Genomic DNA, 25,274 nt, shown 5'->3' on the forward strand with positions numbered 1-25,274 from the left:
TTTACTATTATTTAGGCCTATCATAGATAAGCATTAAGCCTGTTTAACGATGAATCGAAAATCTCTTTTGTCCATAATCACATAGCAGTTTCACAAGCAGATTGGTGAAGAAGATCAGCATCGACAATACGAAAATGTCATTGAATTTGGCAAAATGCTGAAGCTCCTTGATTTTACTAGCAACGACAGCGGTATGAGTGGACACGAGAAATATGATGCCACTGATCGTAACCATCGCATTGAGAAAATAATATCCCAGCATCTCGATCACCGTCGCAGCCGAATTAGGCAGGACTACCCGATAGACCGTCTTGAACCAGCTATCTCCGAGCAGTTCTCCCGTCGTTTCCCAGGAAGGATTCATCTTGGAGAGCGAATTCTTCGCCATCAAATACGGTGTTGTAAAGAAATGCACGATATTACACAGCACGATGATCGTCACGGTCCCTTTCAAGCTGCTTCCATTAAACAAGAGCAAGTAAGAGATACCAAGAACCATGCCAGGCACCGTATTTGTAATCATGGAAGCCGTATCGGTGAGTGATCTTGCCCTCAATGAAGTCCGTACATTAAGAAGCGCAGCACAATAAGCAATCAACGTACCAAATACAGAAGTTAACACAGCAATCCAAATCGAGTTCCGATATACCTTCGTTAAATCACTCGATTGAAGTACGCTTAGGACATGTTTACATGTAAACGAAAGGTCATAAGGATATCGGTTCAACCACGGTGCAATAAACATAATGGCGAATATCGACAGCATCATAAAGACGATGACAGAAGACACGGTCACGAAGCTAATATCGCGCCCCCGATGTGCGGGCAGCTCGATTTCTCCAAGTTGATCATAGTGAAAGTTAAGCTTCTCTAGAGACCGCAACAGCCATATTGCGAATATCGCCGGCACAAGCATGAGCACCGCGATGACAGCCCCCTGATTCAGATCAGGAATCGAGCCTAGCATGACTTGATACAGCTGGCTAGCCACCACGGAATAGGTTCCTCCCACCGATGCCGGTATCCCAAAGTCCGTGAAGCTTAAGATAAAGGACAGCAAAAATGCCCCACCCAATGCCCCTGCCAACGGTCGAACAATCGTATTCGCAAAACTTCTTAATGGTCTGTCGCCCATCAGGTGAGACACGATAATAAACTTTTTATCGATGTATTTAAATGCGTTATGAATCAATAAAAAGGCTGGCGGAAGTGTATAAATGACGTAACCGATCAGCAATCCATTAAAGCCATAGATATCGAACAAATTTTGTCCTGCAAGCTTGGTCAGCAATCCCTGATTGCCAAGGGAATACATCATGGCAAATCCATACGTAATTGTCGGAAGCAGCATGGGAAGAACGATTGTCGTCTTCAGTATGCTTTTGAAGATCCGATGAGCACGCGTACAGTGAATCGTATACGCCGGGATGAATGCCAATATCGTTGTTAGAATTGCGGTCACCGTCGATACCTTCATACTGTTCCAGGCAGCTATCATCATCTCATCATTCATCCAAATCGAGCTGTAATTGGCCAATGAAAAGCCTTGCTCTGTCTCGAATGATCGAATAAATAGGACAAGCAGCGGCAAGAACAAAATAACGGTTAACAAAAGGAGTATGGCGATGAGCAGAACCCGCATTTCTGGCTTTACTTTATGCATATCGCTCACCAAACAGATTGAATATATTCTGCCGCTTAATCTGCAACTGCTTGATAATAAACTGTTTTACAAACTCATTGTTCGGCTGCCCGATAATCTCGCTCGGCGTACCATATTGCGAGATTGTGCCTTGATTGATAATCAAAATTTTATCGGAGAGGGTTAATGCTTCCTCCGGGTCATGAGTAACAATGATTGTCGTGAGCTTGAACTCCCTGGCAATCGATTGGATCCGTTGCTTGATCGATTCTTTAATGACTCCATCCAATGCGCTGAGCGGTTCGTCTAGCAGCAGAATCTTCGGCTTCGTAACCAAAGTTCTAGCTAAAGCCACTCTCTGCTTCTGCCCGCCTGATAATTCACTGATTCGCTTGTTCAGATGCGGCTTCAGTTCCAAAAACTCAATATAGTCTTGAACCTCCCGCTCACTCACGCTTCCTTTCTTATTGCGCAACCCATAGATGATATTCTCGTAAGCATTCAGATTCGGAAATAACGCATAATCCTGAAATACGATATTAAAGCCGCGCTTTTTCATGGATACATGTGTCATGTCCAAGCCGTTATACATAATGCTGCCATGATCCAGCTTCGTTAGGCCAAGAATAATATTAAGCAGTGTCGTTTTCCCGCTCCCGCTAGGGCCGAGAAGCGATACAATCTCGCCAGAATCTATCTCTAAGCTGATATCTTGGAGCACCATTTTGCCGTCAAATTGTTTGCTGATATGTTGCAGCTTAAGCAAACGGCTCACCTCCCTTAGTCACACCCCCATTATATAAATCAATGATCAAATCAAATGCACTTTTATGTAAATGTTGAGTAAATCATGCATATATACTTCATATATTTTGCATATATTGTGCGCCATATTTCATGTTCAGTTGAAATATATAGTCAAATTTAATTGAATGTGAACGGTGCAGTCGTTACACTATAGGTAACAATATCATTCGATAATAGGTGAACTTATGCTGCCACTTGAAAGACAACAGAAGATTATAGAATTGCTTACCATCAAAAAGGTGCTTAAACTGCCTGAGCTGGCAACCGAATTAGCGGTCTCCGTGGATACACTACGACGAGATCTGAATCTATTGACCAAGCAAGGGAAGATCGAAAAGATATATGGTGGTATTAAAATCGTGGAGTCGAAGTATGGAGAATCCTCCATGGATGAGCGAATGGTTACCTTATTTGAGGCAAAAGAAAACATCGGTAAAATATGCAGCGAGATGATCGACGATGGGGATTGCATCTATATTGACAGTGGCTCCACCACCTATCACATAGCCAAGTTTATTAAAGGCAAGAACAATCTCACGGTGGTCACCAACTCCATTCCCGTGATCAGTGAGCTCATGAATACCGATGTTGAATTGATTATTATCGGAGGAAAAATCCGCAAAGAGGAACATTCCGTAGTCGCGTACGATTATATTTTCAATTTTCATGAATTAAATATTCGAAAAGCGTTTATCTGCTGCAGCGGCATTACGATGGAACGAGGGATCTCAGATTACAATATGGAGGAAGCAATTACACGCAAGAAGATGATCGAACTGTCTAAAGAGGTGTATATCGTGGCAGACAGCACCAAATTCGGAAAAGACGTTAAGATTGCCATTACACCACTAGATAACGTAAACGCCATTATTACCGATGCGAATATCGACCCCAATTACCCGCCGCAGTTTACGTCGATACGAACGAAGCTTATCATTGCAGAGTAAAGTGAACCAACTGGCTTATTTACCATCTGGAGAAGGATGGGTCATGGAAACTGCATGCTTATGTATGGAATCAGGTAATCATGAAAAAGAGGGGCCATCGCCCCTCATAGGTTTATAACACTCCCTACAGATAATCCAAACTATAAAAAATCATAATCGCCCCCACGATACACATCACCCACGAAACAGCCGATCCCGAATGCTTCGAAAGCTTGATTTGAAGCCTCTCTAATGGCCTTTTCATCACTCGCCCTAATAATAAATGCAATGTAAACAGGATTAATGGCGGTAGAACCATTATAAAATTATAACCTACCATAATGGGGAGCCACTGAAAAACAGTTAAATTTGAGGTATTCATAAGACCAATCGCAGCAAAATACGGAAATGCTGCACCTACCTCAATCAAAGATGTCGTGAAACCGAGTGCAACCATGGATGTCTTGCTTTTTGACTTCGGCCTTGGCAATTCCGACTTTTTACTCTTTGGGTAGTAGAAGCTGGCTATAAACAGAATTCCCCCAATAATCAGCATAGCCCAACTTACAATCCGATTTTGAAAAATGGAAGAGAAACTAGCCAGAAACGCATCCAGACCTAACATGAAAGCAACGCCTACTGAAAAATAAATGACTGCGACCGTCAATAAATAAATCATTAAGCGTGAACCTAATCGCTCTTTTTCAGTCAACAGCAAATATACGGTTACTCCCAATGTTGCAGGGCTAAGCGTGTCTAATAAGGCTAATCCCCCTATCATAGAAAGGAGTTCAAGAGTCACGATTCTCCTCCTTGCTCTATGGAAGAGTTCTGTATGGAAGAAATATGAATGTCATAGGCTCGCTCCATAAAATCAAGAACTTCCTTGTCTATAGGATACAGTCCGAGACTCTCAGATTGCTCTGGGGATTTCCTCAGATCCCATAGTTTATTCACAAACTCGTCTTCTCCTTTGAATTCTTCCAGTTGTTTTTCTATCATACGCCGTATTATGTTTTGCACTCGTGATGAAGCAGGATCATCTTTCGTATAGCGTTTTATCTGACCTAGCAAAGCAATCCACTCCATAGAATCAGGGTCTTCTCCACTCATTTTTGGGAGCTTTGTCCAAAGCTCTATTTCCTTATCGTTAAACATGTTTTCCTTAATGTTCGGCAATCTTTTTTTATGCTGATTCGATAACTGAATAAGTTTCTGTATCGCAAGTCGTTCATCCCCGTCTTCAACCGCAATCCCCGTTATCAATTCCCGCAGTGACGACTCTATACTCCTTAATCTTTCTTGCTCTTCAAGGATATAGGCTAATTGGTTTTTCAAACTGTTCGTCCAATTCCATTTAGAGTCGTATAACATACTTTTAATCTCTTGCAACTTGTAACCAATTCCCTTCAGAAATTGGATGTATTGAAGCTTCTTCAGTTCCTCTTCTGAATACAGACGATGTCCCCCTTCTGTTTTGGACGGTGCCGCCAATAATCCGATCTGATCATAGTACCGAAGTGTTCTGACCGTGATATTCGTTTTTTTTGCAACTTCTTTAATATGTATCAATTACAGACACCTCCGACAATTCAGATAAGATCAATTTTCTTGATCTTTATATAAACCATGTTTGATTAAATATCCTAATCCTAGACCGACTAATACGCCTGGAAATGCTTGATCAATCATAAGTCCAATTCCTGCTCCTATAATTACACATGCATAAATAATGATGTCTCCTTGTTTCATATCTACTCTCCCCTTTTATAATAAATCTCCTCTTCCCCTTAGCCGACTTAACATCATAAGTGATGAAGAGCTTACCCATTGGCTTGATTATACAAAATGACGCAACGTCACTTTCAAGTGTTTTCATTAGAAAATTCTTTGATTGCACAAGTTAACTTGATGTTGACGCAACGTAATCTTATATAATCAGTTCACAATCATGAAGAATAATGATGAGGTGAGAAAATGAAAAAATATTGCATTGGTTTACTTTTGGTGGGGATGCTTTTTCTTAGTGCATGTAGTTCTTACCAAGAAAATGCTGCACACGCTGTGTCATTAAAGGGGATAGAAAACATCCATATTGACCACGGCAGCACAACATTAATAGTAGAATCAGCAGATATAGAGTCACTTGAAGCAATTAGTAATGGACCTGAAATTGTTATAGATAAGGAAAAAGACAACATCAAAATTCAGCTTAAGAGTGATATTAGAAACATCGTAAATATCGGAAAAATGCCTCAGCTATCCGTTCGTATTCCAAACAATTATGAGAGAAAAGTAACGTTAGACGGTTCTTCCGGTAATGTAAAGATAAACAATCTGAGCACACAGAAACTCGATATCCAAGGAAGTAGTGGAAATGTATCGCTTGACTATTTAAGAATAAATAGTGACATCAATATTTCTGTCAAAAGCGGCAGCATCCTTTTAAATCTGGAAGACAAAGACTCCAACATAAACTGGCTTTTGCAATCGGGTAGTGGCAGACGAGCTATGGGTATTCCTTTGAATCATTCTCAACAAAATAACAGAAAGACACAGGGACAGACGGGGAATGGCTCATTTAATGTGAGTCTCCAAACAACTTCCGGAAATATAACGGTTAAATAAATAACAGTGATCTACAAATAAAAGCCTGTTTCCAATCATTCGAATGGAAACAGGCTTCGGGGCTCAAATGAGAACGGGAATGGCCTTCTTCGGGTATTCTCCCCTAGAGCCGCGACTTTGCTTTGGTCACCTATGGTAATTTGGCCAAGGCTATCTGCCTCATTAACAATCGTCCTCGTAAATGTCTAGGCTGGATGTCTGCTCACGAAGCTTTCATGGATGAACTGTCGCACTTAGCTTGACAATTCGTCATATATAAATGTGTTTATTGTCTCTGTCAATTTTGGCCTAATGCCTTTTCTTCCTCACATTACTTCGTCTTAATAAAAACGCCATGATCGACAACTTGTTTTGTATTCTCATTTATATCATCACGATTGTATACCGTCTCATCTTCGCTAATCGACGTGTCTTGCTCGCGCACACGTTCAAACTCGCCATGCTCAGTAACAATACGTCCAGCAAGCCACTTGTTATGTTCTATCTCCTCCGGTGTCAGCTTTACGGGTGCGTAGAAGTACGGATTATTCGGATCGTCGCGCTGTTCATGCTGCTTCAGTGGTTTGTAAATTGCGTTGTGGTTCCCGAAAACGTAAGTAGGAATTTGGGAGCCAGCGTAACTTTGGATCGCCAAGGCAGTCATAACGACAAGCACCACAGCGGATACGCTGATTAATAATTTCTTTTTCATTATTACTCACCTCAAAAAGCGAATTTCCCCCTACTGGAAAGCAGGGGGATTTTTTTAGCCTACATTTGATCAGTTGTAGTTGTAATAGGCGTTGGCAAAGCCATTCCCAGCTAGTTCATGATTTCCAACGTTGTATATTACAATTTCATAATCTCCCGGAAGCACTTTTGTCCAGCCAATAGTGTAGTTTTCACTTGTGTATGCGCCATTTACAGGAACTCGGTCAGTCTCGTTTCCCGTATCTTTGTTTCTCAGGGCATACTCCACTTTAGGATTGTAAATGGATGACGGAGACCATTGTGTTAATGTGATGTATATATCACTCTTCTTGGTCGTCTTTACAGATTGCTTAGACGAGATACTACTATTTGATCCTAAACCCGTAAATTGATAGTAAATGTCGCTAAGAACAACGAAGTCATCATTTTTCGTCACTTCACTGAGATTTACGTTTGTAACGGGATTTCCAGGAGCTTTTGGCGTAACTTGCCCTTGAATGATTGGTGTAGGTGCGTAGAAGTCGTCAGACTGGAAATTGGATTAGGCACCATCGCGGATAGGTAACTGCTGTTTACGACTGCTCTGCGCCTTGACTGCCCGCATAATAAGGTTCTCCCGGATCTATATCGATAACAACCCGGTGCGGTGCGGCCAGCCCATATTGGTGCTCGCAGCGCCAGCGCATCTCTTCGGTGAAACCAACTGTTTCCCCGTCGACAATAACGTCCCCGCGGTCGAATAAATAATAGGCGATATTAAGCAAATTTCCAGCTACTTCATCAGGCTCCAGATCGTAATAATGGCACTGGACATCCGGAATGCCAAGCGCGGCGAGTCCCAATGAATCCATCAGACCTTCAGGGCGGCCGCTACCTGTGCCTTCAACATTATAAAAACGAATGTTCAGTGCACCATATAACAGTTCCCCTTCTTCAATCGCCGCCAGATAAGCGCTGGGTTCGACGAGCTTGTCGCTTTCCCGGAAATAGATGGCGTCGCAAGGAGCCGTTTCCAGCACCGCCCGCAGCGAGCCGGTGAACAGCTGCAGCCGCGATTTGGGATCAAGTCCCGATGCCATCATGTCGATCAACAGCAGCGAGTGCTCGCAATCACTCACGACTTGAGCGGCTTCCCGCCAATGCCAGGACTGCTGTATGGCGGAATCGTAGTCCGTAACCGGGCGGCTTTCTGTATCCATCAGGCTGGTTTGTGCCGGCATTTCGCCTTGAGAATATTCAACCATATAATTCAAATGGAAAAATTGCAGCAAATTCTGATCTTCCTGACTGTTCGCTTCCCACACAGCAAGTCCTGCGGCATCCGGATGATGTTCTCCGCGATCAACCTTACCCGTGTAAAGCTCCATCTTCTCGTACAGCATGTTTCGATCCAGCTTCGGCGGCTGCTTGTATTTTAACTCCACAGCGTACACCCGGGCAAAACCAAAGTCCTTTTCCTGTTCAAGCATTTCATTCGCCTCAATATCGTTCTTCACCGAAGCAATTGGCTGCCCCTCTTGATGGTCTGTTAGGCCAATCTCGTGACGGCTCCACGTCAATAACAGCAAAGTATCTTCATCCTCTGGATCAAGTTTATTCGCCATTTCGAATGCTGTTACTGCCTCCTCATATTGCGATAGGTAGTAATAGGCATAACCTACACGAAAATGCCAAAGAGGGTCGTTCTCGCCTTGCGTTTTGATCGTCCAAAGTTGCTGTAATGCTTCATCGTAACGTTCTAGATTGTTTAATACTCTCGCCAAATGGCTAACTATATCATAATCTCTGTCCTGTTCGGGAATTTCTGCAATCTTGCCTACTATTTTTTCAAATTCATCCTCTTCATGCCAGAGGTTTAGCTGTTCCAACAAGTCTTTCTCCATAACATTACCTCCTTAGTTTCTAAAAGCCTCTTAGATGTTTTTCTCGTTTTATTTCGGAATACCTCCTTACTTCGCTAATAGGAAACCAACAATATCCGACATTTAACTTTCAAGACAGTGTTCCGAAACGATTCCCCCTCTATAGCTGAGTGAACGCATAGCGCAACGATAACGGGGAGATAGATTTCGGTTCTCTTCATTTCCTTCAACGTCAAAAATTAAAAAGGTACTATTTTTAATAGCACCTTTTTAAATCATTATTCTATTTGCGTTCCCACACTAGTACTTGAAATCAAGGATTTCCAGCTTTACTGTCTTCGTAGCAAAGCAACCGACTCCACATGTGGAGTCGACAGTAACAGAAACGGCTGAAACCCTTTTTTACAAGGACAACAGCCGTTTCTCTTTTGGTTATTTGTCATTCAAATGAACAGCCTTTACTGGATCGCATCACAATTGTAAGACTCCATGCTGTCTTCGTAGATAGTATGTCATTAACAATCACTATTTAATAACTTCAACCTTTTTTTCCCCTGCTGTCTTCGCCGGCTGAGTACCTTGGGCATCGACTGTGCTGGCTGTAAGCAACATAGTCACGACTAGAGCTGTGCTGAGGGCTGCGGAAATCATTTTTCTTTTGCGATTGACCATGACCATACCTCCAATATCTATCTTTTGATAAGTCGATCATGCTGTCTGATAATTGAATTATAACGTACTGGTAGTGGTTGTAAAGGGAGTTTTTCCCTTGATGAACACAGCAACGACTAATCGACTTACCACTTCAATCAACTCAGGGATTTTCTCATCTGTAATACTCTCCAAAACCACTCCACTACTGCATTCTCAGCTATCTGTGCCATTCCTCACCAGCAAAGCCACTCATCTAAATACGGGTATCGGATTAACGAACATGATTTACTACAATTTTTTAATTATGAGAGGGTTGAGGACTTTAAAAAGTTAAATACCATTAGTTTAAGCCGCCGAGAAGTCGGCGGTTATACATATTCAGAAAACATAATCGGCTTTGACCGTGGCTACAGGAGAACACGTTAAAAACTGGCTCGGCTTTCACCAGTCAATGTAGCCCCGCGAGCACAACGGAGCGGAGTGAACCCTCTGAGCGAAGCGAAGCCTTGACCAAGCGAAGCACAGGGCAAGAAATAAATAACCACCCCACGGGCGGGAAAGGCAACAGAAAGTAAAGCTCTATATTCCACAATGGTATAAATAAAATTTACCTTCGGACAATCTATCAGAAAATGAAGTTGCTGTAGCCATCTATGGTGACAGTCTTTGTAAATCTGCGCCTATCCATTATACGTCTAAAGGCTTGATAGACTTCCTCTGTCATCTTAATTCGTCGGAAACCACTCTTTGTTTTTGGTTCATCAATGTAGTATCCAGTTCCTGTGCAGTATAACAACTGATGGTTTACATCAATAATTCTGTTTTCTAAATCTATATCTGCATCTGTCAATCCGCACAACTCGGAAATACGAAGTCCTGTACCAAGCAGTATGATTATATCATCATAATGTGGAAATATCCGGGTTTTTATACTATACTGGTGTCGTTAAGGCACGGAGGACGGGGAACGCTGTCCGGCAGCCGCCCCATCGCCTAGCGTTCCGCATGGCATCGGGCGGGCAGCAGCCGGACAGGACGCGCCGCCTGTCGGCGCTGCGCTTCGCCCTTGCCTTGGGGACGGGAACGGCGTTACGGGCAGATGCAGCGAATTTATATTTTCGGAAGTAGGGAAGAAAAATGATTGAATTAAGAAAAATTACCCACGATAATTTTGAGGCAGTGTTGAAGTTAAGCATAACAGACGAGCAGAAAGGAAATGTGGATTCCAGCATATATTGTTTGGCTAAAGCCTATGTAAAGATACTCAACGACGAAAAACCTCCTATGATCTTCGCTATATGCAACAATGATGAAGTCATAGGATATGTCGATATTGGATTTTTCGAACTGGCGGAAAGTGCATTTTTATGTGAAAAATATGGAGATAAATCTACTTATGGACTTAATCGCTTTATGATTGATAAAAAGCATCAAGGCAAAGGATTTGGCAAACAAGCAATGATGAAAGTTATTGATTACATAAAGTCGTTTCCACAAGGAAAAGCCGATGCAGTTGCTACATCATATTGGATGGTAAACGAAGCCGTCCGGAAGTTGTTTGCGTCTGTCGGTTTCGTTGAAACAGGAGCGATATGGGACGGACAAACAGGGGGTAATTGGAATGCAGAAAGAAAAGATATAGAGTATGCAGAAGTAGGTGCCAGACTCGGATTATAAAGCTAACAATTTGAATAGTGCATCGTACAGTATAAGACTAACTATGCGAAGTCAATAGCAAAAATGCAAAAAGAAAGCACAACATTAGCCGTGCAAAAAAGTGCACGCTTCCGCGACTGCCCACCCCCTCTCAAGTCATCGGCAAGTCAAATGCTAGTCTGTATTGGCAAGGTACATCAGTTAAGAAGATTTTACAAAACCCACACTATGTTGGTGATCTGGTTCAAGGTAGAGAGGCAACTTTGAATGTCACAAATAAAAAAAAGGGTGTTTTTAAAAGAAGAGGATTGGGTTGTTGTCCAAAATACCCATGAATCAATTATTTTGAGAAAAATATTTGAGGAAGCAAAACACCTACTTGCAATGAGAGCAAGAAGGGGGCATGGCGGAACTAAAGCGCAAAAACACCTTTTTTACTAATATTGCTTATTGCTCTGATTGTGGAAAGGGTATGGGGTATCGCTCAAACCGAAAAGGATACATTTGTGGCACCTATGCAAGGCATGGGAACATCGCTTGTACCAATCACGCAGTTAAGGAACAAAACCTCACAGAAGTCATTCTAAGCGACTTAAAAGCGATGTACGACAAACTGAACCTACCTGATCTGGATGCCAAGGTCAAACAAAGAATAAACGCTAACCAAAAAAAAATAACAAAACAGCTACAAGCCATTGATAAACAAATACAAAAGCAAATGGATATAAAGAAAAATGCTTTACAGAAGTTTGTCAGTGATGCTATTACCAAGGACGACTATGACTGTTTGGTTACAGATATTGAAGACAAGTTGCTGCATTTTCGAAAAAAGCCAACTTCAAAAAAGATGGAGGAAAGCTACTCAGCGAGTAAACTTTTCTCCATCAAAGAACAATTTAAAAAAGCAGTGGCTTTCGATACTTTGACTACAGAGACTCCATGGTTGAGGGGTTATAATCCACTCAACCTTCTTCTAAAACTAGCAGTGAAACACACTCCACATGCGTAGTCTGCGGGAACATGTCCACCGGCTGTACCTCAACGACGCGGTAGCCTCCACCCGCCAGCACTTGCAAATCGCGAGCCAGCGTCGACGGATTGCAGGACACGTATACGATGCGCTCTGGTTGCATGGCGAGCATCGTGTCGAGCAATGCAGGATCGCAACCCTTGCGCGGCGGATCGACGACGATGACGTCTGGCGTCACACCCTGCTCCTTCCAGCGAGGAATAACGTCTTCTGCTGCGCCAACGGCGAATTCTGCATTGGTCACGCCATTCAGCTCGGCATTGCGGCGCGCATCGGCGATCGCTTCCTCGACGATCTCGACGCCGAGTACCCGCTTCGCGCGTTGTGCCAGGAACAGCGAGATTGTCCCGATGCCGCAATACGCGTCAATGACCGTCTCTTCCCCTGTCAGGCCAGCATATTCTACAGCCTTTTCATACAGCACTTCCGTCTGCACCGGATTTACTTGGTAGAAGGAACGCGCGGAGATTTTGAACGCGATATCTCCGATATAATCTGTAATATATTCTGAACCCCACAATACGCGGGTCTTATCTCCCATAATAACGTTCGTGCGCTTCGTATTCATGCTCTGGCAGACGCTCTTCAACTGCGGCAAAGCCTCAGCAAGCTCCGCTACGATCTTCTCCTGATGCGGCAGCTTGTCCCCGTTCGTCACGAACGTGATCATCAGCTCGTTCGTGCGGAAGCCAACACGCATCATCACATGACGAAGTAGGCCTGTATGCTGCTCTTCATTATACGGCACAATGCCGTATTTCCGTACAACCTGCTTCACGGCACGCATCGCGTCGTCATTCACTTCGTGCTGGATCAGGCTCGTATCCGTATCAACGATCCGATGGCTCGCCTTCGCAAAGTAACCGCCGATTAACTCGCCTGTGCGCTCATTTTTGCCGATTGGCATTTGGCTCTTGTTCCGATAGCGCCATGGCTGCTCCATTCCGATCGTGGGCCATACCTTGATCGGCTGCTCCTGCGCAGCATTTTCAGGTGCAGCTGCTTCGCCATATGCTTGCTCCACTTGGAACTTCCCAATCCGCTCTAGTACGTCCACGACATGCTGCCGCTTCCATACCAGCTGCTCACTGTACGCCATATGCTGCAACTGACAGCCGCCGTATGCATTTACCGGATGCTCCAACTTCACGCGATGTGGGCTGTCTACAAGACGCTCCAGCACCTTTGCATATCCGTACTGTTTCTTCACCTTCAGCACAAGCGCACGGACCTGCTCACCCGGCAATGCCCCTTGTACAAACAGCGTGAAGCCGTCTGTACGACCGACTCCTTCTCCATCATGCGTCAAACCAATAATATCCATTACAACCTCATCGTTTTTCTGTACCGGGGCATTATGCACGCGTGCATGTGCCGCGCGTCCACCTACCGCTTCTTGTGAACGCGTCGCAGATGCAGACTGTCCTCCATTTCGACGCCCCGGCCGCTTGCTTTGCTTGTTTCCTTTCACCCTGATGCCCTCCTATTTATGTGTTAACGAATCCATCTATTTTGAATGCTCTCGCATTGCTTGTCTAGCTCATGTTCATACTCACTCTTCTGCCGGAAACCCAAAGATACAGTACACGATATCTTTCTCAAAAATCGATAATAGCCCGAAAATATACAAATAACTACGCTCGACTCTGCATCCATACGTAGCCTCGAAAACGTCATCCTCATGGTATCCAGCTGTTCCGCATGTTGAGCATGGCATCATCATACCATAATCCACCCGCCAACAAGAAGACCCGGCGCCTTCACGCCTGCACAAGCTCTAATTACCTTTTTCCTAACGACAAAGAATCCCATTATCCGATCAAACAGCATTTTAGCATTATACATTTATCTTATCTGCATTTCAGTTTAGCATTTAGCCTTCTGCCTTCTGCCTTCTGCCTTCTGCCTTCTGCCTTCTGCCTTCTGCCTTCTGCCTTCTGCCTTCTGCCCCTAATTATCGCTGTTCCCCTCACCACGTCAACAACAATAAAACGGCTTGACCCGTGCCCTCTACAGCAGCTAGTCAAGCCGAACGTCCACCATCTGATCGTGGAACGATATCATTCTATTTTCCATTGCCATAACAGCTCGGTACATACGCACTTCTCTCCAGCTTACAAAGCCTCTGGATCATCCGCGAAAATACGCAAATGGGACGGCAGCACCCTGAACGTCGCTGGCAATAAACCGCCGAATTCGCCGTCTAGATTAAGCTGAACTGCATCCGGCGATGTAACCGTAACTCGATTCGTCTGCTTGTGAATGACGAGCGGATCATTAATATGCTCTCCCCGAAGAGCCATACTAGCTACCCGAACGAACTCCACAAGATTGCAGCGTTTCAGCATAATGACATCGAATAAGCCGTCATCAATTCGCGCCTCAGGCGCCAGCTTCTCGAAGCCGCCAACCGAGTTCGTATTCGTAATCAAGAACAGCATGAATTCCTCATGATAGACGCCGTGGCCTTCCAGCTCAATACGCAGCTCCGTCGGACGCAGGCGAGTCATCTTCTCAAGGCCCTTCATATAATAAGCGAGCTGCCCGATAATCGTCTTCAGCTTGCTTGGCACCTCATACGTCAATTCCGTCAAGGAACCGCCGCCTGCAATATTAATGAAGTACTTCTCATTCGACTGCCCAAGGTCAATAACCCGAGTTGTCTGACGCGTAATAATTGAGCAAGCATCCTCCCAATTGCGAGGAATACCCAACGCCCGTGCGAAGTCATTCGTCGTCCCAAGTGGAATAATGCCAAGCGGAGGCCGTTCCGGCTTGTCCGCCATCCCATTAATAACCTCGTTGAGCGTACCATCGCCACCAGCTGCGATAATCATATCATAGCCGTTATCAATTGCTTCTGCCGCACTAGCCGTTGCATCTCCTTCGCCTTCCGTCGCATGCGTCGTCGTCTCGATGCCAGCAGCATCCAGCATATGCAATATATCCGCCAGCCGCTTCCTGCCTTCCTCCCGGCCAGATGTCGGATTATAAATAAGCCTAGCTCTCTTTACCATGAATGTTTCACCCATTTACAATCTATTCACGTTCAACCGATTTCACAACCTTCTTCGCGAAGGCTTAGCTGCCAGCAACATTTCGCCATATCGTCCAGTTCTAGTCACTTTGCCTCGAACAGCAAAACAACCTGTGTTATGAACCATACTACCATAGTAAGCTTCTTCATATCCACATCATGCCTTGTTGGAGACATCCTAACTTTACAGCAGCCCTGCGGACAGTTATAAAAACTCCGAACCACCAACATATATTCTTATGTATTAAGATGCATCGTGGCATTCTCACGCAATTCCATCTGCATCGTCACATCATACAATCTATTCTTCTCATGATAACACAATCGTTCCTCAAAATGTTCGAAACTGACGGGATAATCGCCCTAGCAACTTCCGTAAGCAGACTTTCAAACGATCCCAATCCCGGCACCAACTATTGAGATACATTCCCCTTCATCATAGCCAGTAAACGAACCGCTTCCTGCTGCAGCCATCTATTCAAGGCGGAGTGCGGCAGCAGAGCTTCGCCATCATACATGGCAGACACATCACTAAGCCGCTGCGGAATCACATGAGAAGTGAAATAACCTCGACTGAGGAACACAGGAACGACGGCAACACGGCGTTCAACAGTCTGTTCTCCGCACGAGCGCCCTCCAACATCATGACCATCGAAGACATCCATACCGCCGAACGAGTCAAGTGGAACAGTCAATTGTTCCGCCCTGCAGCTCCAGACGATTTCATCTTGACCAATCGTCAATACGCTCTGTAAACGGGTCACCGCTTCCGCAATATCTTCACAGCAGAGCAAGGCATGTGAGGCTCCTGCACACGAGCCACGCAGCACAAGCTTCCGCTCCAATCGCCGTAAGCTCTCATGCCAGCGCGAAGCAAATGGCTCGTATCGACTTCCGTGCGCAACGAGCAGCACTGCATCCGAGTCTGTTCGTACCCCGAGTCCACGCAGCCGCTCCTCCACCATCTGAAGGAGAACATCCTCCTGACTGTCCACATCCGCAATCGAACAGCTTCGATCAGACTGTGCCGACAATCCTAAGTAAGAGCCGCTTTCACTCCCATCTCCACTTTGCTCAACATGAGCAGAGAAGGAAGATTCGACAGCTCGCCCGTTCTCTTCAATTCCTTCTCCTAGCATAGATGACGCACTTTGCAATGGAACAACATTCCCTCCGTCAAGCGGCCGACCATAATAGACGCGAGCTTGCACTCGGAATGGCTCCAGGTCTGTCTCACAGAGCGGAGCAGGCTTAGCGCCAAGCGCATATGCTATCTCATCGGCATGTGTACTACCCGCAGACACGAACAAGGGGATGACCCCAATATGGTTCACCCCTTGCGCTTCCAATGTATTAATGCCGTATTGTATATCTTGTTCCGGTACACATTCCAAGTAAGAGGAGACGACAGCAACCCCATCAGGCCAATCCGTCTGTGCGATGGCTTCCTCTACCAGTGTAACCCAGGATTCATCTCTTGAACCGTGGCTGATGATAAGCAGTCCCGGCTTCATCTGATTATTTACCTAAGCGTTCTAATGCCATTTTATAACCATCATTGCCGTAGTTCAAACAACGCTTCACGCGGGAAATCGTGGCTGTACTTGCTCCGGTCTCCGCTTCAATCTGATTGTACGTACAGCCCTTGCCCAACATGCGAGCAACCTCCAACCGCTGGGATAAGGATTGAATCTCATTTACCGTGCACAGATCATCAAAGAAAATATAACACTCTTCCACTGATTTCAGCGTCATAACCGCCTCAAACAGCTGGTCGACTGACTTATCGTTCAATTTTTTCAATTGCAACCTTATCCACCCCTACATCAATGCTTGTTACCCTCATTGTACTTCCTTTGACATACCTTTTCAAGCATTACAGTTGTCATGCGTTAGTGAATTACTGTGAAAATAGAGCGCTTCCATAGAAGATTGGGCGTCCGTCTACGGGCGATCGTCCAATCGAGTTGTTCGCCTATCACATACAGTATATTATCCCATACCAATGCAGAAAGCACTAGAGAATGTTGATTGGAGTACGTTAAGACTATGCAAACCTGCCATACTTATACAAAAAGGTCGTGATGAGATGAACAACCCTCGCCAATATGAGAGGGCTCCTTTACCGTCGCAGCTGATGACCGTCCCCAGTCTTCCCAAGCAAAAGGAAAACAAGGCGCATATCCGCAGCTTCAGCCCTGAACCTGCGCCCTTCTTGCCATCATTCACTCCACCGCCACCGTTAGAGACAACAACAGCCATCGTTCCATATAGCCAAGCAGCCGAATCGCCAATTGCCACGGTTGTTGAGGAGACCACTGCCAAGAAAAGCGGCTTCTCGATCGGTGACATCAAGCAAGTCATTGATCGCATGGGCGGAATTGAAGGCATCGTCGAGACGATGGGCAAGGTGCAGAAAGTGATGAACAGCGTATCCCAGATCGCTCCCGTCGCCAAGCTGCTCATGGGCACACTCCTTCCAGGCAAAAAGAAAGACGGAGAAGACGGTGACGAAGATGATCATTGGACGAAAAATCCGCGCAGGCGCCGCCGCAAGCGTACAACAGGAAAAGGGAAATCGCCGCTTCCAAGTAAGCAGCGCCGTCGCACCTCCAAGACGCGTCGCCGGTAATTACACACAGCAAAAGAGCCGACTCCTCCATAGAGAGAGCCGGCTCTGTGTGCTTCTATTTAAAAGAATAGATCGATGAACTTGAAAATAATCATCGCAAGTACCGCACAAATCGGAATCGTAATGAACCAAGTCACTACAATTCGACCTGCTACGCCCCACTTCACCGCCGAGAAACGCTTGGCGGAGCCTACCCCCAAGATCGCGGAGGTAATAGCATGCGTAGTGCTAATAGGCAAATGCGTCAGCGTTGCCGACATAATAACCGAGGCTGCAGACAAGTCTGCGGCAAAGCCGTTAATCGGTTCGATTTTGAAGATTTTCGTTCCCATCGTTTTAATGATCTTCCAGCCGCCAATCGAAGTACCAAGTGCCATTGCTGTTGCAGCAGCAAGCTTAACCCACAGCTGTACTTCCATTTCGGTCTGCAGTTGTGCAGTGACGAGTGCGAATGTAATAATCCCCATTGCCTTCTGCGCGTCATTCGTACCATGAGTGAATGATTGCAGAGCAGCCGTAATAATTTGACAGGTTCGGAACCCTTTATTAACGGTATGTGGACTATGATTACCAAATATCCATTTTAAGATTGTCATCACGACATAACCGACAGCGAAAGCAATAATTGGCGAAATAATAAGACCGAGAACGATGTTTTTAAATCCGCCCAAGTTCAAATAATCTGATCCGGCACCGATGAATACTGCCCCTGCCAATGCGCCAATAAGCGCATGCGAGGAAGATGACGGAATCCCGAACCACCAAGTAACCAAGTTCCAGATTATAGCCGAAATCAGTGTCGCCATGACGATTTCAAGGCCATTCTCCAGCTTTGCTGGATCAGCAATACTGCCGCCTATCGTCTTGGCAACCCCTGTAAAGGTCAGCGCCCCGGCAAAGTTCATCACAGCGGCCATCAAAATGGCAACACGCGGCGGAAGCGCCCTCGTTGACACCGACGTGGCGATCGCATTCGCCGTATCGTGGAAGCCATTAATAAAGTCAAAGGCAAGCGCCAAGAAAATAACGACGCCCACGATAATCATCGTAATATCCATGTTCATTATCTATGTGATTGCACAGCACTAATTATCATCCGTCCGCGCAATCCCTACCTCCTTCGTACACTAGGGCTGGCTTATCTTATGTGTTACGACAGATATTAGGAATTTCGCATGACGATCGTTTCAAGCTGCTTCGCCACATCCTCACAGCTGTCGGTCGTCTGTTCAAGACGCTCGTATACGTCTTTGCGTTTGATCAATTCGATTGGATCCTTTACTTCTGCGAACAAGGCACGAACCCCACGGCGGTAAATGTCGTCTGCGGAATTTTCCAGCTCATTGACACGTATGTTATGCTCGCGGATAGCAAGCAGTTTTTTCTGTGACAACAGTTTGATTGCCTTCTGTATTTCATATGCACTGCGCTTGATAACATCGGCGAACAATACCACGATTTCATCACGTTCAATCATTTGGTACATGTCGAAACGCGAAGCGCTGGCCTCCATCCCATCAAGAACATCGTCGAGTGCAGTCGTAAGCGCCATAATATCCTCGCGCTCAATCGGCGTAATGAATGTTTTATTAAGCTCTGTCAAGATCGTATGTACATAGACGTCACATTTGCTTTCCAGATCCTTCATTTCCTTCGTAAACGCCAAGACATCCGTCAAATCTTCTACGCCTTGTGCGAACGTTTCTGCCGCTAGAACGAGCGTATCCGCCATGTTTTGCAGCGTTTCGAAAAACACGTCCCTTTTCTTGAACATTCCCGAGATCTCCTTTGCAACAAAAATTGCATGTGATGTAATCTTCTAAACCTTACATATCTTATCATAGGATACGGTGGTTTTGTAAAGAAATCGTAAACCAAACGTGAGCAAATGTCGAAACTTCAGCCCTATTCACCGCCAGAAATTCTCCCTTATTCGACAATTTTCGCCGTTTTTCATAAAAAGTACAGCAAAATACCGTTCTCACGCCGTTTTTCGCTCATCATCCAATGTTTCCCACGTTGGAATGTTGGATATGCCATAGACATGGGCTAGCAATCATGCTGCGCCCACCATACGGTATAGTTTCCTCCTTTTTCTGCAAAGACATACATAAGATCGGCATGTGTTCGTATTCACCCCAAATCAAAAAAGACGAAGCTGCTATGCCCTCCGGCTGCCACTTCGTCTCACATTCATAATTGGATTATCTCACTACCACACCGTTATCAAGCTATATACTCCAGTTCGCCCATTCCTCCTGCCGCTTCTCCCACCGCTTCAGCCATTGAAGTGTACAGGTGAACAGCTTCTCCCGATGCGTCCCATCCGAATACGTATGATCAGCTTGGAACACAATTTCCTTATCACATTGACCGTCGCTGCGCAGCCAGAACACCTTCTGGAACAGAAAGCTGTAATCCGCCGGTATGACATCATCACTTGTGCCGTGTACAAGCAGTACATCGCCATTGAACTTACGTGCCTCTTGCAGCGGCTGATGAACACCCAACGCATTGAAGTAAGCAGGCGTGAAGGAATATCCTAGGTAATCGGCATATCCTCTTGTCATTGCCGTATCGTACTGCTCTCGCCCAACTATCCGCACAATATCATTGAATGGGTAGGCTACAGGCGACCAGAGGACAAGCCGCTTAATACGCTGATCGCGCACAGCGGTCAATATTGCAATCGCTCCACCCAAGCTATGGCCGATCAGCGTTACCCGCTGCGGATCGACATCACCGCAGCCGAGCGCATAATCGAGTACTGACTGCGTCTGACTTATCATGTCATCTAGACCAGTATGCCCATAATCGCCCGTGCTCTCGCCGCATCCGGCGAAGTCGAAGCGCACAACGATGTGCCCTTCCCCTGCTAGTTTGCGCGCCGCATTCACGAACAAGCGGTCAACGCCGATTCGGCTGCCGACGAAGCCGTGGCAAATAATCGTTACAGGGGCGCGCCGCTTCACACCACGTTCAAATGGAGCTCTCTCCTCTGGATAATGAATCGTCGCCGCCAACCGTTCTTCTTGCCATCGAATATCAATATGTCGCTCCATCTTACACTCCCCTGCCTTCTGCATTACTCAGGTGCGTGCAGTGCACCCGGCATCATTTATATCATATAATTCCGATTAATATACTATGTTTTAAATTGAGTGTACTCCTCTATCCGATTGCTGTCAAGAGTACAGACAAGAAAAAAAACCGCAACACCGCGCAGCGGTATTACGGTTTTGATTAGTAATGCAGTCCGTACGAACGCTGCAGCATCTGATGCGTCTCCAGCGTCCCATCCGTCATCCCCGCCTGTAAATGCGAGGCAGCCTGATCATAATCGTCTGTGTCCGCAGAGTCATCCGTCAAGGATGACTTGCTAGCTAAATGGGACTCTTTAACCGCGGACGCTTCGCTTGGCCCCCTCGAATGCTCCTGATTGAGATACAGCTGTGTTAACCCTTGTTCTGAATCGCTCTTCCCTTTCATCCTTGTCACCCTCCTGCCGTATGTCATGATTGGCCTATACGACATTATTATGGTGTGTAAGGAGAATTTTATACGCCGTTAGAAGGACGTTCAGACAGAATGCCATGACAGAGCATCGTCGTGATCTGGTCAGACAATGTGCGTACGTTCATCCGCTCATCCAAATTGCCTGGCTGGAGGAAGAACTGCTTCATCGACACGAGATAACGCACGATCAAATGCGGAGAAAGCTCTTTGCGAATCTCTCCCCTCTGCTGCCCCCGGAAGATTGCCCCTTCAAACTCCGGGATGACGTGCTCCTCTTGATAGGCCATCATTTTTGCGAACAGATTTGGATAGTACTGCGTTAAATCGGTAACGAACGTTAAAGATATCCGATCAAAGGGCTGGTATTCTAGCAAAAGGTCGAATAGTTCATACATATCCTTCGCTTCTTCCATCACACGCAGCAAAAATTGATGGCTCTCCTGCACCATCCGATCCGTAATAGCCTCAAGCAGCCCTTCCTTACTTTGAAAATATTTATATATCGTCATTTTCGCAACGGGAACCGCCTCCGCAATCTGCTCCATACTCGTCTCTTGGATGCCCCGTTCGAAAAACAACCGCTGTCCGACATCCATAATTGCGATCGCTTTACTGTTCAACTGGCGTAAGATCCCCTTTCCGTGCGGACAAGGCTCTGCCGCCTATGCCGTCAAGAGAGGGACTGCATCTTACAGATCCCGCTTCGACAGCACAAGCCAGCCGAAGAGCAGCCCGCCTGCATATATCCCTATCGTAATGAATACACCCTCCCAAGGCAAGCTGCCTGCGTCGAATAAATCTTTGCCATTGAAGACCGTGAACAAGCTGATGTCCGACATCCAGGCTAACGACTTCTCCATACCGGAGAGCAGATGAAATAGGAACGATAAGATGACGATTCCAATACTAAGCGACATTCCGGTTCGCTCGGAAGTGACGAAGACCGTCATCACATATCCGATTCCGGCAAATGCCAGCGCCGCCAGCAGGCCCGCGATCGAGTAGGTGAGCAGCAGCCCTGCATCCGCCACGGTACTGAACAGGTGCCCGAACCATACCGTCACCCCATAACTGACCGCTGCAATCAAGAAGAAGGCAAGAAGATGCGCGCAGGCTTTTCCGAGGAACAGCTGCCCACGAGATGCTGGCAGGGTGAACATAAAATCCACTGTCCCTCGATCCCTCTCCCTCGCCACCGTGGAAGCCGCCCACATCGCAGCGAATATGCCTAACAGCATCATGTAGAACACAAGCGGCTCGCCAGCCATCCAGCCCTCGAAGCTGCCGAACATCTCCACATGCATACCGAATCCTTCCAGCAAGGCAGGAGGAAACTGCTTCAAGGCGTCCAACAGCGATGTATTGCTCGTGTACATGTCGCCGAGTCCAGCGAACATCATCTGGAACACAATAATGATGCCTGCCCATATGAAAAAGCTGCGACGATTCGTTCTCCATTCATAACGAAACACCTGCCACATTACGCTTCTCCCCTTTCGCTCTCAGAACGCTCACGTGAATGCCCAGCTTGCGTTGGCTTCTCTACTGCATCCTCCCGCGAATGTCCAACCTGCTTTGGCTTCTCTACTGCATCCTCCCGCGAATGTCCAGCCTGCTTTGGCTTCTCTACTACGCGCTCGTGCAAGTGCCCAGTTTGCGATGATTGCTCTCCTGTGCGTTCCCTCAATTGCCCAGCTTGCGTTGATTGCCCCGCTTGATCCTGCGAATGATTTCCCCCATTTCCGCTCGCATCGTACTCCGCCATGAACAGATCCTCCAAAGAAGGCTGCTCAATACGGATATCCCTTAGCTCGTGGGCAGTAATACGCTGCAGGGCTAGGTGCAAATCACCTTGCAGCACAAGACGATGCTCCATGCCATCGTATACTGCGTTCGGATCGATATTTCTCAATCGGTAAGCCTCTATGCAATTACCCTGCTGCTTGAATTGAATATGTGCAATCCGGCGATCCTTGCCTGGAATCCCATCTACATCACTTACTCGCAGCAGACGACCTTCTCGGATGAACGCGACACGGCTGCACAACTTCTCTACCTCGCTTAGAATATGGGTGGAGAAGAAGATGGTCGCTCCCCGTTCATGCTGCTCCATTAATATCTGGAAAAAGGTGTGCTGCATCAACGGATCAAGCCCTGATGTCGGTTCATCCAGTACAAGTAAATCCGGCTTATGCAGCAGACACTGTACAATGCCAAGCTTCTTGCGATTGCCAAGTGAGTACGACTTCACTCGCTTACTGACATCCAACTTTAACTGATCTGCCAATGCCATTGCAGTTGTATGTTGCAGCAACAGCCCATTCATTCGCGCAGCGAAGTCCAGTACTTCTTTGCCTGTTAGCTCCTCGTTATAATGCACTTCTGACGGTAAATAGCCGATTCTCCTGCGAACATCAGGACGTTCCTTGTTCATTACTTCTCCGAACAATTCCACTGTCCCCGAGGTAGGGCGAATGAGCTGCATAATCGTACGAAGCGTAGTAGACTTTCCCGCCCCATTCGGTCCAATAAATCCGAAAATCTCACCCTGCTGTACTTCTAAATTGACTTCGTGGATACCGCGCTGTGATCCGTACCTTTTTGTGAGATTGCTCAACTTGATAGCGTTCATGCGGCACACTCCAATCTATACTATAGTTAAATTATGAGTATATCTTATTCCGCATATATTCAAACTCACAAGTCCGTTTTATACTCAATCAAGCACGAAAGTATACCCTTCCCCACTCATTAGCTCTTTCCTGCTCATCATTTCGAATCAGTGGAAAAATAGGCGGGTCGAGCCCAGATATCCGAGAATGCTCCCTACAACTTCCCCTTCGATAACAAAAAAAAGAGGAGCATCGCCCCTCTTCCTCGTCTATCTTGTCTGCACTTGTATTCGTTCTGACTTCGCACCGATGTCACTGCGGTATTGCATCCCACTGAAATGGATGCGTTGAACTGCCTCATATGCCTTCGCTTTGGCTGCTGCCACATTGTTGCCTATGCCGACAACTCCTAGCACTCGGCCTCCTGCTGTCCGCCACGTTCCATCCTCATCACGCACCGTGCCCGCATGGAATAAGAGAGCTGATTCCGCTGCCTGCTCCAACCCCGTAATGACGTCTCCTCTGCGAACATCTCCAGGGTAGCCTTCTGCTGCTACAATGACACACATCGCAGCATGATCATGCCATTCAAGCTCAATCTCCTGTAGACTGCCTTCAGCGACTGCCCACAGGACTTCGAACAGGTCTGACTTCAACCGTGGGAGTACAGACTGCGTCTCTGGATCGCCGAAGCGTGCATTGAACTCAATGACCTTCGGTTCCCCATCCGGCGTGATCATTAGTCCAGCGAACAGCAAACCATGGAAGGAGCGGCCCTCGGCAACCATCGCCCTGGCAGCCGGTTCAATGATCGTCCGGCGCGCCTTCTCTAGAATGGACGGTGAGAATTGCGGCAAAGGGCTATATGTCCCCATACCACCTGTATTCGGTCCGCGATCGCCATCGAAAATTGGCTTGTGATCCTGCGCTGGTTCACATACGCGCACCGTTTCTCCATCTACGAAGGCCAGAATGGACATTTCCTCACCCAGCATAAATTCTTCAATGACAACCTTGCTGCCAGATGAGCCGAACTTTCCAACTACCATCACCTCATGCAATACTTCAATTGCCTCTTCATGCGTATGAGCAATAACTACACCCTTGCCCGCCGCCAGACCATCGGCCTTAATGACGACCGGGAGCATATGTTGATGGACGTACGCCGAAGCCTCGGTGAAATTATCGAACGCAGCGTAGGCAGCGGTCGGAATTTTATATTTGTGAAGCAGATGCTTCATGAACACCTTGCTTCCCTCAATCTCAGCTGCCTTACGATCAGGACCAAATACGCGCAGTCCTTGTGCTTTCAGTACGTCAACAATTCCGCCTGCCAGTGGATCATCAGGTCCTACGACAACAAGGTCAACTTCCTGTTCACCTGCGTATCGGGCAATGCCTTCATAATCGTGGACTGGCAGCGGCACACATTCGGCGAGGTTCGCAATCCCTGCATTGCCTGGCGCACACAGCACCTGCCCAACTTGCGGGCTATTGCGAAGCGCCCATACCAGTGCATGCTCGCGTCCGCCGCTGCCGACGACCAATACCTTCTTCCCTACGTGCTCCATATTCATGAACG

29 protein-coding genes and 1 pseudogene are annotated in these 25,274 nt (G+C 46.5%); 9 read left to right on the plus strand and 21 right to left on the minus strand.

The features are described 5' to 3' along the window. Positions 1-43: 43 nt before the first annotated feature. Entirely contained in the window at positions 44-1,663 is a 1,620-nt protein-coding gene (locus tag BP95_RS0112300; RefSeq protein ID WP_028532326.1) for an ABC transporter permease subunit, read from the minus strand. After that, positions 1,656-2,408: an ABC transporter ATP-binding protein gene (locus BP95_RS0112305; protein ID WP_028532327.1), complete on the minus strand. Its 753-nt coding sequence runs from the start codon at positions 2,406-2,408 to the stop codon at positions 1,656-1,658. Before BP95_RS0112305 ends, BP95_RS0112300 begins: the two co-directional genes overlap by 8 nt. A 226-nt stretch (positions 2,409-2,634) precedes the next feature. On the opposite strand from BP95_RS0112305, the gene BP95_RS0112310 reads away from it, so the two are divergent. Beyond that, positions 2,635-3,396, plus strand: coding sequence for a DeoR/GlpR family DNA-binding transcription regulator (locus BP95_RS0112310; protein ID WP_028532328.1), 762 nt, complete (start codon positions 2,635-2,637; stop codon positions 3,394-3,396). 124 nt (positions 3,397-3,520) lie between these two features. Here the strand turns inward: BP95_RS0112310 and BP95_RS0112315 are convergent, their stop codons facing one another. From BP95_RS0112315 to BP95_RS33550, 3 genes are read right to left on the minus strand one after another with little or no spacing between them, the layout of a single operon-like run. Next, the gene (locus BP95_RS0112315; protein WP_028532329.1) at positions 3,521-4,180 is read right to left on the minus strand and encodes a GAP family protein; all 660 of its coding nucleotides are present in this window, start codon (positions 4,178-4,180) and stop codon (positions 3,521-3,523) included. Next, positions 4,174-4,947 carry a MerR family transcriptional regulator gene (locus BP95_RS0112320; protein WP_028532330.1) on the minus strand — a complete coding sequence of 258 codons (774 nt, stop codon included), beginning with the start codon at positions 4,945-4,947 and terminating at the stop codon, positions 4,174-4,176. The genes BP95_RS0112315 and BP95_RS0112320 overlap by 7 nt, the downstream gene beginning before the upstream one ends. 30 nt (positions 4,948-4,977) lie before the next feature. Beyond that, positions 4,978-5,127 carry a hypothetical protein gene (locus BP95_RS33550; RefSeq protein WP_021254963.1) on the minus strand — a complete coding sequence of 50 codons (150 nt, stop codon included), beginning with the start codon at positions 5,125-5,127 and terminating at the stop codon, positions 4,978-4,980. Positions 5,128-5,352: 225 nt separating this feature from the next. On the opposite strand from BP95_RS33550, the gene BP95_RS0112330 reads away from it, so the two are divergent. After that, positions 5,353-6,003: a DUF4097 family beta strand repeat-containing protein gene (locus tag BP95_RS0112330; RefSeq protein WP_028532331.1), complete on the plus strand. Its 651-nt coding sequence runs from the start codon at positions 5,353-5,355 to the stop codon at positions 6,001-6,003. 57 nt (positions 6,004-6,060) lie between these two features. Next, a pseudogene (locus BP95_RS34545) lies at positions 6,061-6,245 on the plus strand (IS30 family transposase); the annotation flags it as partial. Between the two features lie 68 nt (positions 6,246-6,313). On the opposite strand, the gene BP95_RS0112335 reads toward BP95_RS34545, so the two are convergent. The 4 genes from BP95_RS0112335 to BP95_RS32455 form a co-directional block, all read right to left on the minus strand. Further along, positions 6,314-6,694, minus strand: a complete 381-nt coding sequence (locus BP95_RS0112335) for a hypothetical protein (protein ID WP_028532332.1) — start codon at positions 6,692-6,694, stop codon at positions 6,314-6,316. A 571-nt stretch (positions 6,695-7,265) separates the two neighbouring features. Beyond that, the gene (locus BP95_RS0112340) at positions 7,266-8,576 is read right to left on the minus strand and encodes a DUF4261 domain-containing protein (protein WP_021254966.1); all 1,311 of its coding nucleotides are present in this window, start codon (positions 8,574-8,576) and stop codon (positions 7,266-7,268) included. Positions 8,577-9,080: 504 nt separating this feature from the next. Continuing rightward, entirely contained in the window at positions 9,081-9,227 is a 147-nt protein-coding gene (locus BP95_RS33560) for a hypothetical protein (RefSeq protein WP_172619370.1), read from the minus strand. 607 nt (positions 9,228-9,834) lie between these two features. Next, positions 9,835-10,140, minus strand: a complete 306-nt coding sequence (locus tag BP95_RS32455) for a site-specific integrase (RefSeq protein ID WP_081676994.1) — start codon at positions 10,138-10,140, stop codon at positions 9,835-9,837. Here BP95_RS32455 and BP95_RS33060 point away from each other — a divergent pair. The 5 genes from BP95_RS33060 to BP95_RS31915 all read left to right on the plus strand — a co-directional run bounded on the left by BP95_RS33060 (position 10,119) and on the right by BP95_RS31915 (position 11,874). Beyond that, positions 10,119-10,337, plus strand: coding sequence for a hypothetical protein (locus tag BP95_RS33060; protein ID WP_139170698.1), 219 nt, complete (start codon positions 10,119-10,121; stop codon positions 10,335-10,337). The two genes, BP95_RS32455 and BP95_RS33060, sit on opposite strands and share 22 nt — an antisense overlap. A 9-nt stretch (positions 10,338-10,346) precedes the next feature. Next, entirely contained in the window at positions 10,347-10,886 is a 540-nt protein-coding gene (locus BP95_RS0112350) for a GNAT family N-acetyltransferase (RefSeq protein WP_021254967.1), read from the plus strand. Positions 10,887-11,044: 158 nt separating this feature from the next. Continuing rightward, a complete protein-coding gene (locus BP95_RS34550) occupies positions 11,045-11,200 on the plus strand; it encodes a recombinase family protein (RefSeq protein WP_414813101.1) in 156 nt (51 codons plus the stop codon). After that, the gene (locus BP95_RS33065) at positions 11,133-11,306 is read left to right on the plus strand and encodes a hypothetical protein (protein WP_155987253.1); all 174 of its coding nucleotides are present in this window, start codon (positions 11,133-11,135) and stop codon (positions 11,304-11,306) included. Before BP95_RS34550 ends, BP95_RS33065 begins: the two co-directional genes overlap by 68 nt. Continuing rightward, positions 11,269-11,874 (plus strand): recombinase zinc ribbon domain-containing protein, encoded by a 606-nt coding sequence (locus BP95_RS31915; RefSeq protein WP_081819875.1) that lies wholly within the window; start codon positions 11,269-11,271, stop codon positions 11,872-11,874. Before BP95_RS33065 ends, BP95_RS31915 begins: the two co-directional genes overlap by 38 nt. Here the strand turns inward: BP95_RS31915 and rlmD are convergent. From rlmD to BP95_RS0112390, 4 genes are all read right to left on the minus strand, one after another. Next, positions 11,828-13,366 (minus strand): 23S rRNA (uracil(1939)-C(5))-methyltransferase RlmD, encoded by a 1,539-nt coding sequence (gene rlmD, locus BP95_RS0112365; protein ID WP_028532335.1) that lies wholly within the window; start codon positions 13,364-13,366, stop codon positions 11,828-11,830. The two genes, BP95_RS31915 and rlmD, sit on opposite strands and share 47 nt — an antisense overlap. Before the next feature lie 643 nt (positions 13,367-14,009). Then, entirely contained in the window at positions 14,010-14,912 is a 903-nt protein-coding gene (locus BP95_RS0112380) for a diacylglycerol kinase (RefSeq protein ID WP_021254970.1), read from the minus strand. Between the two features lie 433 nt (positions 14,913-15,345). Continuing rightward, the gene (locus tag BP95_RS0112385) at positions 15,346-16,446 is read right to left on the minus strand and encodes a sirohydrochlorin chelatase (protein ID WP_021254971.1); all 1,101 of its coding nucleotides are present in this window, start codon (positions 16,444-16,446) and stop codon (positions 15,346-15,348) included. A gap of 4 nt (positions 16,447-16,450) precedes the next feature. After that, positions 16,451-16,741: a YerC/YecD family TrpR-related protein gene (locus BP95_RS0112390; protein ID WP_021254972.1), complete on the minus strand. Its 291-nt coding sequence runs from the start codon at positions 16,739-16,741 to the stop codon at positions 16,451-16,453. Positions 16,742-17,021: 280 nt separating this feature from the next. Between BP95_RS0112390 and BP95_RS0112395 the strand changes: the two genes are divergently transcribed. Further along, positions 17,022-17,564, plus strand: coding sequence for a hypothetical protein (locus BP95_RS0112395; RefSeq protein ID WP_051249950.1), 543 nt, complete (start codon positions 17,022-17,024; stop codon positions 17,562-17,564). Between the two features lie 59 nt (positions 17,565-17,623). On the opposite strand, the gene BP95_RS0112400 is transcribed toward BP95_RS0112395, so the two are convergent. From BP95_RS0112400 to purD, 8 genes are all read right to left on the minus strand, one after another. Further along, the gene (locus BP95_RS0112400) at positions 17,624-18,622 is read right to left on the minus strand and encodes an inorganic phosphate transporter (protein ID WP_021254974.1); all 999 of its coding nucleotides are present in this window, start codon (positions 18,620-18,622) and stop codon (positions 17,624-17,626) included. Between the two features lie 104 nt (positions 18,623-18,726). Then, positions 18,727-19,338, minus strand: coding sequence for a DUF47 domain-containing protein (locus BP95_RS0112405; protein WP_021254975.1), 612 nt, complete (start codon positions 19,336-19,338; stop codon positions 18,727-18,729). Between the two features lie 457 nt (positions 19,339-19,795). Beyond that, on the minus strand, positions 19,796-20,626 hold the full coding sequence (locus BP95_RS0112410) for an alpha/beta hydrolase family protein (RefSeq protein WP_021254976.1): 831 nt from the start codon (positions 20,624-20,626) through the stop codon (positions 19,796-19,798). 181 nt (positions 20,627-20,807) lie between these two features. After that, positions 20,808-21,053: a hypothetical protein gene (locus BP95_RS0112415; protein WP_028532338.1), complete on the minus strand. Its 246-nt coding sequence runs from the start codon at positions 21,051-21,053 to the stop codon at positions 20,808-20,810. A 68-nt stretch (positions 21,054-21,121) separates the two neighbouring features. Next, positions 21,122-21,700, minus strand: a complete 579-nt coding sequence (locus tag BP95_RS0112420) for a TetR/AcrR family transcriptional regulator (RefSeq protein WP_028532339.1) — start codon at positions 21,698-21,700, stop codon at positions 21,122-21,124. A 69-nt stretch (positions 21,701-21,769) separates the two neighbouring features. Then, complete coding sequence (locus BP95_RS0112425; RefSeq protein WP_021254979.1) at positions 21,770-22,561, minus strand: ABC transporter permease subunit; 792 nt, start codon at positions 22,559-22,561, stop codon at positions 21,770-21,772. Further along, the gene (locus BP95_RS30240) at positions 22,561-23,712 is read right to left on the minus strand and encodes an ABC transporter ATP-binding protein (protein WP_081819876.1); all 1,152 of its coding nucleotides are present in this window, start codon (positions 23,710-23,712) and stop codon (positions 22,561-22,563) included. The genes BP95_RS0112425 and BP95_RS30240 overlap by 1 nt, the downstream gene beginning before the upstream one ends. Before the next feature lie 249 nt (positions 23,713-23,961). Next, positions 23,962-25,269 carry a phosphoribosylamine--glycine ligase gene (gene purD, locus BP95_RS0112435; protein ID WP_028532340.1) on the minus strand — a complete coding sequence of 436 codons (1,308 nt, stop codon included), beginning with the start codon at positions 25,267-25,269 and terminating at the stop codon, positions 23,962-23,964. Positions 25,270-25,274 lie beyond the last annotated feature (5 nt).

Origin of the sequence: Paenibacillus sp. UNC217MF, from assembly GCF_000686865.1 — a bacterium.
In the GTDB taxonomy this organism is placed as follows: Bacteria; Bacillota; Bacilli; order Paenibacillales; family Paenibacillaceae; genus Paenibacillus_B; species Paenibacillus_B suaedae.